This is a genomic window from Kitasatospora sp. LaBMicrA B282 (assembly GCF_050325825.1).
GTDB lineage: Bacteria > Actinomycetota > Actinomycetes > Streptomycetales > Streptomycetaceae > Kitasatospora.
On record NZ_JBNQTI010000235.1, the window covers coordinates 1 to 9,778 of the forward strand.

Below are 9,778 nucleotides of genomic sequence, written 5' to 3' on the forward strand. Positions count from 1 at the left end.
GGGGGGTTTTTTGGGGGGGGGGGGGGGGGGGGGGGGGGGGGGGGGAAGGGGGGGGGAAAAAAAAAGCCCAAGAAGTCCCCCCACCAGGCAGCTGATCAGGTGAGGGAGTTCAGACTCAGACCGCCACTGCCCAGAATGTCCGGGGCCTCCGTCCAGAAGACGTCAGGGGAGTAATTCAGGCTAGCCCCATGAAAGTTGAGGTAGCCACCCCCGTAGACCATGGAAATCTGTCCACGCGCCTGACGACTGTTGTCTCCGCTGATGGTGAAGACCACGGCGCCGCTGTCCCCCTGGATGGCGCCCCAGTAGTCGCCGGCCTGCGAGTTGCCGCGCACACCTCGCACCTCGTGGCAGCCCCACTGGTCACACTGGGTGTCCTTGAAATCCTGGTCGTACACCTTGATCCAGCACGGGGTGCCGTGACCGGAGAAGTAGGAGACCGCGCCGTCCTGGCAGACGAAGTCATTGTTGTAGGAGTACGAGACCGACGTGAGTGGAATGTAGTTGTCGGTATCGGACTCGTCGGCGTTGTTCATCGGCTGGGAGTTGGTGGTGCCCTGATCCAACTCCTCCATGTCCCACTCGGTCTGGTTCCAGATCTCGGTGCCGACCCAGTTGCCGGTCTGGCCGTTGAAGTAGTCACCGGTGTTGCCGCCGCCGGTGTAGACGCCCTGGCCTTGCCCGAAGCAGTGCCCGGCGGTCAGCAGGATGTCGCGACCGTCGGAGTTGCGCACCGTGGGAAGACCGGCGGTGCAGTAGGTTCCGCCGTCCGTGGTCAGGACATCCCCGCCGATGAAAGGCTGCCCGTCATGCCACTTGGTGTCCGACCAGTCCGCGCTGACCCCCTTCTTGCTCGGCGAGAACGTCATCGGGACGGACACCTGCGGCACGGGGCCGGCGATGGCGAACGGTCGTACGGCTGCGACGTCGGGATGTGCCTCGTAGTGCTTCCTCGCGGCGTCGACATCGTTGACCTCTACCGTCAGGCCAGTGCCGTCCGCCTTGGCTCCAACGCCTGTGACCGTGTAGGGAAGTTCCTTGGCATGGGATTGCGCGAACAGGGAGTCCCGGGCAGCGTGCTCCTGGTCCTGCGTGTAGGCGCCCTTGAACACCTTGACCAGAGTGGTGTCGAACCCGGGGGCGAGCCTGTTGGCGTCAGCAATGACCTGGTGGACCTTGGAGACGTCAGTGAGGTAGACGTCCACGCCGTCGTAGCCGGGGTCGAGTTGCACCCCGGAGAAGATCGCTCTGTCGGGCCCACGGCCGGCCGCGTCGATTGCGCCGGCAGCCGCACGCAGCGGGTTGAGGACAGCGGACATCGAACGTCCATCCATCGTCATGAGCTGGGCAACGGTGTACGGCTTGTGTGCCGGGGCCGCGTGGGCCGCCTGCGCTGACGTGAATATGGACGCCGCTACTGCAACGCCGGCCAGAAGACGCCTGGACATCAGTTTCCAGATCCCTCTCGGTCAATGTGTCGGAAGGGAGAGGTCGCTCTCCCGGACAGCGCAAACTGGCCGTACGCGAGTTCCGGAACCTCAGGGAAACTGCCTGAAGCCGACAGGGACGCCTTTCGGACACCACGGCTCGCGTCGAGCAGAACGCTTTTTCTGGATCCTGCACCCGGCATGGAAACACCCCAGCCGCATCGCGCATCGAAGCATTCATTCGTGCAGCTGCCTGCGAGGTCGGGCGCATGAAACTGCAAAGTCCCAATTCGCATGGGGCACCTGGTGACGTGCATCGTGATGCGCCGAGTTCCGCAGGAAACGGCACAGTCGAGGCGTCCGGGATCGACCGACGGAGTTCCTTCGGAGCCGGCGGCACCACTCAGGGCCGTACACGGAGAAGCACATCGAGGCACACACGCGGGGCTTGCGGGACCGGCCTCCATCGGGTCTTCTTGAAACGCCCTTCCACCAGCGAAACCGACCGCGGCCCAGGAAAGTCCGAAGCACGCGGGTTTCTCGGATGTCAGCTCCGACCACCAGGTGCCCCGAGCTCATCCGCCTGGCCGGAGCGGGGCGCCGACAGTCCGCCAGTCGACGTCGGGCCTACGGTGCGGTGGCGGGCTGAACGTCAGATCATGGGGGGAAGTCATTGGCCCGTAACGACCTCGGCCACCTGGGAGTGACCGTGGAGCAGGAGGCCGTGTACCGGACCCTGCTTCGGAGACCTGACTCCCGCGTTTCGGACCTGGTCCGCGACACCGGGCTCGAGGCCCACGCCGTCGAAGCCGCGCTCGCCGCGCTGGAGGGCCTCGACCTCATCCGACGGTCCGCCGGCAGGACGGTCGAGCTCGGCGATCCCGCGGTCACGGTCGGGCGCCTTCTCGACCAGCAGGTGACCCAGTTGCAGCAGCGCCTCCGCAGGGTGGTCGCCTCGCACCACGTGATCAGCGGCCTGACCCTCGGCCGAGCCGGCTCCGCCGTGGCCGGTCGGATGGAACTCGTCGACGGACCCGCGAACGTGGCGAGGACGATCGACGAGCTCGCCGGGCGCAGCTTCGAGGAGGTCCTCACGGTGATTCCGAGGACGCTCCCCGGCGAGCTGATCCAAGCTGCCCGGAAGTCGCTCCAGCCGGTGCTGCAGCGCGGTACCGCGGTGCGCGGGATCGTGACTCCGGGCTACCTGGACGCAGCCGACAAGGTCCGACTACGGCCGCAGTTGCGCACGATCGGAGCCCAGATCAAGGTGTCCCGGCCGGGTCTGGACCCGATGATGGTCTTCGACCGACGGGTGGCGCTGCTCCCGGCCGAGCCGGCCGATCCCTTCAGTGCAGTCTGGTCGGTGCGCCAGCCGGGGCTGATCGCGCCGTTGGTCGCCCTGTTCGAACGCTGCTGGTCCTCGGCCGAGGAACTCGACCACAAGCCGCCGACCGAGCAGGAACGGCGCGTGCTGGACGCGATGGTGCGGGTGGAGAAGGACGAGACCGGTGCGCGCGAACTCAACATGTCACTGCGCACCTACCGCTCATACGTGGCGGCACTGATGCGACGGGTCGGTGCCGGAAGCCGGGTCCAGTGTGCGCTGGCCGCGCGGGAGCGGGGCTGGATCTGAGCCGAACCGGAGACATGGATTCTCATTTCATTCCGAGAGCGCACGGCTTTCGTCACGACGCTCGTTGCCACTGGAGGGGAGTGGCGAACTCGTCGAGACGTGCACCACACCGCTTCGCGGAACGGCGCACGGGCCGGTGACCGAGCACCGCCCAGCGGGCGGAGACACAGTGTCTGGGGGCGTCTCCGCCCCCTGCGGCGTTGCTGCGCTCAGGGTGCTCGGCTCGCTTGGTCGACGGGCTGTCCCGGATTTCCCGGCTCAGCGCCCCGTTGGGCTCAGGGTGAGTACCGCCAGGTCGTCGGTGGCCGCGCCGCAGTGGAGGGCCACGTCGTCGGCGACGAAGGCTGCGACCTGGTCCGGGGTGACGGTGGCGCGGGCCTGGAAGCGGGCGGCCAGGCGGTCGGTGAGGGGGTAGAAGCGGCCCGCGGCGTCGCGGGCCTCGGTGACGCCGTCGGTGTGCAGCAGCAGGGTCTGGCCCGGGAGCAGCGGGACGGTGGTGGCCTGCGGTGGGCCGGCGGGGCCGCGCAGGTGGCCCAGGCCGAGCGGGAGGTCCTGGCGGCAGTGCACCGTCTGCACGGTGCCGCCGGTCAGCAGCACCGGGTCGAGGTGGCCGCGGTTGACCAGCCGGACGGTCCCGCCGCCGGGCCGGTGTTCCAGCAGGACGGCGGTGACGAAGAGCTCCTCGTCGCCGCGTTCGGCCGCGCCCCGCCGCACCTGGCGGTCGAGCAGCTCGGCCAGTTCGGTCAGGTCGGCGACCTCGTGCGCGGTGGCCCGGAAGGCGCCGAGCAGGTCGGCCACCGTGCGGACCGCCTCCAGGCCCTTGCCGCGCACGTCGCCGAGCAGCACCCGGGTGCCGTAGCGGGTGTCGCAGAGCTCGTAGAGGTCGCCGCCGATCGCCACCTCGGCCTGTGCCGCCCGGTAGCGGCCGGCCGTGCGCAGCTCGCCGACCTGTTCCGGAACCGGGTGCAGCACGGTGCGCTGCAGCGCCTCGCTGACCGTGCGGGCGCGCACCAGGTTGCGGGCCTGCCGGGTGCGCTGGTGGGCCAGCATCACGCCGGCCAGCGCCGCGATCATGGTGGAGAGGTAGACCCAGACGTGGTGGTGCTCGTAGAGGTGGCCGACCCGGGCGGCCAGCACCATTTGCAGGGCCACCGCGCCCACGCCGGAGGCGGCCACCGTGACGGCGCCGAAGCCGAAGGCGACCAGCACCGGCAGTGCGGTGAGCAGGAAGCCGGCGGCGGTGGTCTGCGGGAGGACCACCTCGATCAGCAGGTCGGTGAGGATCAGCAGCACCGGCAGCCAGCGCACCCAGCGCGGCATCGGCTCGGGTTCGAAGTCCGACCCGGGCGCGGGGCCCGCCAGGCTGCGGCGCAGCCGCGTCACCGGGGTCCGGCGCGCGTCCCCCGGGTCGGGAACGAGTCCCGGCACGGGGTGCGGCGGCGCGGCGAACCTGGTGGACACGGCTGACCTCCTCGGTCGTCTGGGGGTGCCTCCATGGTCGCGTACCGGGCGGCCGGTCACCGGAGGCCCTTCGGCCCGCCGGGTCGGGACCAAGGTCCCGGTTGGCCGACCGGCTGCTTATCCGATCGTCCGAGTGATCCGGTCATCGTCCGGTCGTCCGCGCGACACCGCTGAGCGCCCCCGCTACCCCACGGTGACCGGCAGCGACTGGTAGCCGCGCAGCACCACGCGTGGGCGCCGGGTCGGGGCGCCCGCCGGTGCCAGCCCGGGGAACCGGGTGAGCAGGGCGGGCAGTGCGGTCGTCGCCTCCAGGCGGGCCAGTTGGGCGCCCAGGCAGTAGTGCGGACCGGCGCCGAAGGAGAGCGGCTGGCTGTCGGCGCGGGTCGGGTCGAAGGCGTCGGGGTCGCGGTAGCGCTCCGGGTCCCGGTTGGCCGCGCCGATCATCAGGAAGACACCGTTGCCCTCCACCAGCGGCAGCCCGCCCACCAGTGCGCCGGCCTGCCGCGGCAGCCGCGAGGTGATCTGCACCGGGCTGTCGAAGCGCAGCACCTCCTCCACGTACCCGGCCGGGTCGAGCGTGCCGTCCCGCAGGCCGGCCGCGGCCGCCGGGTGCCGGAAGGCCAGGTCCAGGCCGTTGCCCAGCAGGTGGGTGGTGGTCTCGAAGCCGGCCACCAGCAGCAGCACCAGGTTGGCCAGCAGCTCCTGCCCGTCCAACCGGCCGTCGGCCCCGGCCCGGACCAGCGCACTGACCAGGTCCTCGCGCGGCGAAGCCTGCCGCTCGGCGGCCAGCCGGACGAAGTAGTCGGACAGTTCGTCGGCCGCCGTGTCGGCCGCCTGCTGCTCCTCGGGGGCGACCAGCACCTCCAGGGTGGCGGTGAGGTCGCTCGCCAGCGTCCGGAAGCGGTGCCGGTCGCGGGCGGGGACGCCGAGCAGCTCGCAGATCACCCCGACCGGCAGCCGGTAGGCGAAGGTGTCCATGAAGTCGACGGCGGCGCCGCCCGCACCCAGCTCGGCCAGCTCGTCCAGCAGTCCGGCCACCGCGGCCCGGATCGCGTCGGCCAACTGCGCCACCCGGCGCGGGGTGAAGACGGAGGAGATCAGCGAGCGCATCCGCTGGTGGTCGGGGTTGTTGGTCTCCAGGACCGACCGGCTCAGCAGCCGGCTCCCGGAGTGCTCCAGGAAGTCCGGCTCGAAGCCGATCCGGGCCTCCGCGTCCGTCACCCCGAAGGCCGGCGAGCGCAGCACCTGGTGGATCGTCCGGTAATCGGTGGTGACCAGCAGCCCGTCCCAGACCCGGACCACCGGGCCCAGCGCGCGCATCTCCCGGTAGAGCGGGTAGGGGTCCGCCGAACCCTCGGGGGTCAGCAGTGCGTTGATGAGTTCCGTGCCGTCCGCCGGCACGGCGTGCGCTATCCGGTCCATGTACGGAGGAACGGCGGGGTGGCCGGGCCGGGTTCCCGGGGCTGCGTAGGCTGGCGGCATGGAGATCTGGATCAACCCGCGCTGCAGCAAGTGCCGCTCGGCGCTCACCGAACTGGACGCGGCCGGCCTGGAGTACACGGTCCGCCGCTACCTGGAGGACCCGCCCACCGTGGCCGAGCTGGAGCAGGTGCTGGAGCGGCTCGGGCTGGACCCGTGGGACATCACCCGCGTGGACGAGGCGGTCGCCAAGGAGCTCGACCTGCGCAGCTGGGGCCGCACCGCCGCGGACCGCGACCGCTGGCTGGCCGCGCTGGCCGAGCACCCGATCCTGGTGCAGCGCCCGATCATCACCGCCGACGACGGGCACGCGGTGGTCGCCCGCACCCCGGAGGCGCTGCGTTCGGTGCTCCCGTAGGACCCGTGCGGTGGTAGGTCAGGGCGGTGGGTCAGGGCGCTCGGCCGGGGCGTCGTGTCAGCGCGATGGGTCAGACTGGGCGGGTGGCAGAGCAGACCTTCATCGCCTTCCTACGGGCCGTCAACGTCGGCGGCCGCACCGTGGCCATGGCCCGGCTCCGCGAACTCTTCGCGGAGCTCGGGTTGGCCGGGGTCCGGACGTACATCCAGACCGGCAACGTCTTCTTCCGGGCCGACGCCGCCGTGGACCGGGCCGCGCTGACCCGGCGGATCGAGGCGCACCTGGCGACCGCCCTCGGCTTCCAGGTGCCGACCATGCTGCGCACCGTGGACGAGGTCGCCGCCCTGGTCGAGGCCGACCCGTTCCACGGGATCGAGGTGACCGACGACGTCCGGCTCTGCGTGGTCTTCCTCTCCGAACCGCTGCCCGCCGACTTCGCGCTGCCGCACCTCACCCCCAAGGGCGACCTGGAGGTGATCGCAGCGACCCCGGGCGAGGCCTTCGTGGTCGCCCACCGGATCGGCGGCCGGCCCACCGGCAACGCGGCCGACGCCTTCGGCCGGGCCTACCGGGGCCAGGGCACCGCGCGGTTCTTCCACACCACCGTGAAGATCCTCGCCGCGGCCCGGAAGGGCTGACGGGCTGTAGGACTTCACGGCAGCACACGAGTTCGGGGCGGGCGTCCACCCAGCCGATCGGCGCGGACGTCGACCCGGCCGACGTCCGCCCGCACCGCCGGCTCACTCCACCGTGGCCGCCGGCCCCCACAGTTCGGCCGAGCACCGCGCGTAGACCGCCTGCCAGTGCGGCCACTGGCGGGCCGTCAGGTCGTCGCACTCGGCGATCAGCGCCTCGATCTGCTCCGGCGCCACCCCCTCCAGCAGCCAGGCCAGCGCGTCCGGGGCGCCCGGGCCGTCAGCGAGCCGCAGCAGGTCGAGCAGTTCGCCCAGCGTGCCGACCCGCGACTGCGGCGCGAACAGGCTGGTCATCACGGGCAGCACCTGCTCCTCCTCGATCCGCAGGTGGGTCTCCAGCCGGGCGGCCAGGTCCTCCACCGCGTACGCCACCGACCAGGCGCTGGCCGGGTCCCGGGTGGCGATCCGCATCAGGGTGGTGGTGCGGGTGAAGGAGTGGTCCAGGTTGTGGTGGTCGTCCTCCAACCAGTTGACCAGCAGCCGCAGCTCCGGGGCGAAGCGGCGCAGCAGCGGCCAGAGCCGGCGGTCCTCCTGCTCGTGGTGGCAGGTCAGCATGGCGGTGAGGAAGTCCCAGTGCCGCCGCAGCGCCTCGGCGCCCGGCTCGTCCCCGGGCTGCAGCAGGCGCAGGGCGTTGGGCAGCCGCGCGAGGTCGCGGCGCAACGCGGCGTGGACGAGGCGCAGACCGGCGAATCGGACTGGGCGCACGGCCGGCACCGCCTCGGTCGGGCCACTCTGGGCGGGAACGGTGAGCAGTTGCGGCTGCATGGCACTCTCTTCAGGACTGTCATGGCGGGGGCGGATACCGGTGGCGGATCCCGCGGCGGCGAACGGGGCGTGCGGGAGGCGCGGCGTTGCGTTCCAGCGTGCTGACAGTCGATCAGAGGGGAATCAATGGCGGATTGCTGCGCAGGTCAGGGCGGGTCCTGGCACCGAAGCAGCAGCGCCGGACGACGCACGGGTGGACACTGACGACGAAGCCGGCGGGCCCGGACGACGAAGCGGGCGGCGCCGACCAGTGGTCGACGCCGCCCGCTTCGGGACGCGAGATGAAGGACGCGAGACGAGGGACGAGGCGCGGTCAGCCCGCGGTCGGCCCGTCCAGGTTCTGGGTGAGCCAGACCAGGGTGTCCGGGATCATCTTCTTGAAGTGCGAGGTGAGGTGCTTGCCGCCGGGCTGCTCGTAGTAGTCGATCTTGGTGGGCGGGGCCGCCTTCGCCACCCAGCCCTTGACCAGCCGCACCTCGTCGGGGGTCGCCCCGCCGGCGGTGGCCAGCATCCGCACGTCCGCCTTGCTCTGGCTGACCAGCACGTCGGGGCTGTTCGCCAGCCGGTCCGCCTCGTGGCCCTTCCAGAACGAGGAGTCCGGGTTGAAGTAGCCGTCGATCGGCACCGCGGCCTTGTAGATGTCGGGGTGCTGCATGACCATCTTGGCGCTGCAGAACGCCCCGGTGGAGGCGCCCATCAGGCCCCAGCCGTCGCGGCTCTTCAGGGTGCGGAAGTTGGCCCGGACGAAGTCGGGGATGTCCTGCGACATCCAGGTGCCCATCTTCGGCTGGCCGGGGATGTCGCTGCAGTCCAGGGTCTGCTTCTCGTCGGCGACCAGGTTCTGCACCGGCATCACCATGATGAACGGGTGCGCCTTGCCCTGCTTGACCAGGTCCTCGTCCTCCACCTGGATCGGCAGCTGGTCGTCGGTCCAGGTGTTGTAGCCGTTGCTCTGGCCGCCCGCGTAGAGGGTGAGCACCGGGAAGCCGTAGTTGGCGTACTTGGGGTCGTTGTACTCCGGCGGGAGCCAGATCCAGACCTTGCCGGTGACCCCGGACTTCTTGCCGGCGAGCGTGGTCATCATGATCGGGCCGGCCGCGGTGTCCCGGGCCTTGGTCAGCTGGGTCGCCGGCCCGGTCGGCATCGACACCTTCGAGGAGTCGCCCGACGGGCTCCCGCTCGGCGCCGCGGAGGCGGCCGCGCCACCCGGCGAAGCACCGCCCGCGGCCCCGGCGGCGGCCGAGCCGGCCGGGGGCGCCGCCTGCGCCGTCGACTTGTCGCCGCCACTGCCGCCGCACGCGGCGAGGGTCGCCGCCAGGGCGAGCACGGCGGCTGCGGACAGGACGGTGCGGGAGCGGGCAAACGGCGGCTGCACGATGGGACTTTCGGATGGAGGGCGGCACCCGGTCGGTGGATCCGGGCGGCGTCGACCCGGGCGGGGTCGGCGCTCGGTGCTGTTGATCCTATGACGCGCCCCCGACCGGCCCTGGTTGCAACCAGGCGTCCCGCCTCCCAACATTTGGTTCCGCTTTGGCAAAGTCCAGCCGATCGGCCCCCGCCGATCGGCAGACCGTGCCCACCTCGAACGGGCGCCCGGCACTCTGACGCACCGTCAGTCACCCCGTGCGGTCACCGCAGCCCCAGCGAGGCGAAGGGTTCGGTGATGACCCGCTCCAGCACCGGCATCGCCGAGGACCGCACCAGGCTCCGGGCGCCGAACCGGGCGGGCACCACGGCCTCGGCCGCCGCGGCCCCGCGGCGGCTGCGCCCGGCGACCTCGGCGCGCAGGTCCGCCAGGTACTCGTCGGCGGCCAGGATGCCGCCGGCCAGCACCACCCGGCTCGGGTCGAGCAGGTCGACCAGGGTGGCGACGGCCCGGCCCGCCCGCCGGGCCCGGCGGCGCAGCAGGTGCCGGGCCCACCGGGCGCCGCGTCCGGTGCCGTCCGGGCGGGCGGCGGCC

General features: G+C 71.6%; 9 protein-coding genes. 3 read left to right on the top strand and 6 right to left on the bottom strand.

Annotation, left to right across the window (positions count from 1 at the left end; translation table 11 throughout):
- Positions 1–95 precede the first annotated feature (95 nt).
- On the bottom strand, positions 96–1,448 hold the full coding sequence (locus ACQRUO_RS36310) for a peptidase (protein ID WP_428320438.1): 1,353 nt from the start codon (positions 1,446–1,448) through the stop codon (positions 96–98).
- 652 nt (positions 1,449–2,100) lie between these two features.
- On the opposite strand from ACQRUO_RS36310, the gene ACQRUO_RS36315 reads away from it, so the two are divergent.
- Positions 2,101–3,060 (top strand): hypothetical protein, encoded by a 960-nt coding sequence (locus ACQRUO_RS36315; protein WP_428320439.1) that lies wholly within the window; start codon positions 2,101–2,103, stop codon positions 3,058–3,060.
- Between the two features lie 258 nt (positions 3,061–3,318).
- Here the strand turns inward: ACQRUO_RS36315 and ACQRUO_RS36320 are convergent, their stop codons facing one another.
- Entirely contained in the window at positions 3,319–4,521 is a 1,203-nt protein-coding gene (locus ACQRUO_RS36320) for a PP2C family protein-serine/threonine phosphatase (protein ID WP_428320440.1), read from the bottom strand.
- A 183-nt stretch (positions 4,522–4,704) separates the two neighbouring features.
- Positions 4,705–5,943, bottom strand: a complete 1,239-nt coding sequence (locus tag ACQRUO_RS36325) for a cytochrome P450 (protein WP_428320441.1) — start codon at positions 5,941–5,943, stop codon at positions 4,705–4,707.
- Positions 5,944–6,001: 58 nt separating this feature from the next.
- Here ACQRUO_RS36325 and ACQRUO_RS36330 point away from each other — a divergent pair, with 58 nt between their 5' ends.
- Entirely contained in the window at positions 6,002–6,358 is a 357-nt protein-coding gene (locus ACQRUO_RS36330) for an arsenate reductase family protein (RefSeq protein ID WP_428320442.1), read from the top strand.
- Between the two features lie 83 nt (positions 6,359–6,441).
- Complete coding sequence (locus ACQRUO_RS36335; RefSeq protein WP_428320443.1) at positions 6,442–6,996, top strand: DUF1697 domain-containing protein; 555 nt, start codon at positions 6,442–6,444, stop codon at positions 6,994–6,996.
- A gap of 102 nt (positions 6,997–7,098) precedes the next feature.
- Here the strand turns inward: ACQRUO_RS36335 and ACQRUO_RS36340 are convergent, their stop codons facing one another.
- From ACQRUO_RS36340 to ACQRUO_RS36350, 3 genes are all read right to left on the bottom strand, one after another.
- Positions 7,099–7,818 carry a hemerythrin domain-containing protein gene (locus ACQRUO_RS36340; protein ID WP_428320444.1) on the bottom strand — a complete coding sequence of 240 codons (720 nt, stop codon included), beginning with the start codon at positions 7,816–7,818 and terminating at the stop codon, positions 7,099–7,101.
- A gap of 313 nt (positions 7,819–8,131) precedes the next feature.
- A complete protein-coding gene (locus ACQRUO_RS36345; RefSeq protein WP_428320445.1) occupies positions 8,132–9,193 on the bottom strand; it encodes an alpha/beta hydrolase in 1,062 nt (353 codons plus the stop codon).
- Positions 9,194–9,447: 254 nt separating this feature from the next.
- The coding region (locus tag ACQRUO_RS36350; RefSeq protein WP_428320446.1) for an ROK family protein at positions 9,448–9,778 on the bottom strand (331 nt) is incomplete at its 5' end.

What these genes read in the sequence shown, in the direction of transcription:
- ACQRUO_RS36325 (WP_428320441.1), bottom strand. Translation starts at nt 5,943, where the DNA reads ATGGACCGGATAGCGCACGCCGTGCCGGCGGACGGCACGGAACTCATC.
- ACQRUO_RS36310 (WP_428320438.1), bottom strand. Translation starts at nt 1,448, where the DNA reads ATGTCCAGGCGTCTTCTGGCCGGCGTTGCAGTAGCGGCGTCCATATTC.
- ACQRUO_RS36340 (WP_428320444.1), bottom strand. Translation starts at nt 7,818, where the DNA reads ATGCAGCCGCAACTGCTCACCGTTCCCGCCCAGAGTGGCCCGACCGAG.
- ACQRUO_RS36330 (WP_428320442.1), top strand. Translation starts at nt 6,002, where the DNA reads ATGGAGATCTGGATCAACCCGCGCTGCAGCAAGTGCCGCTCGGCGCTC.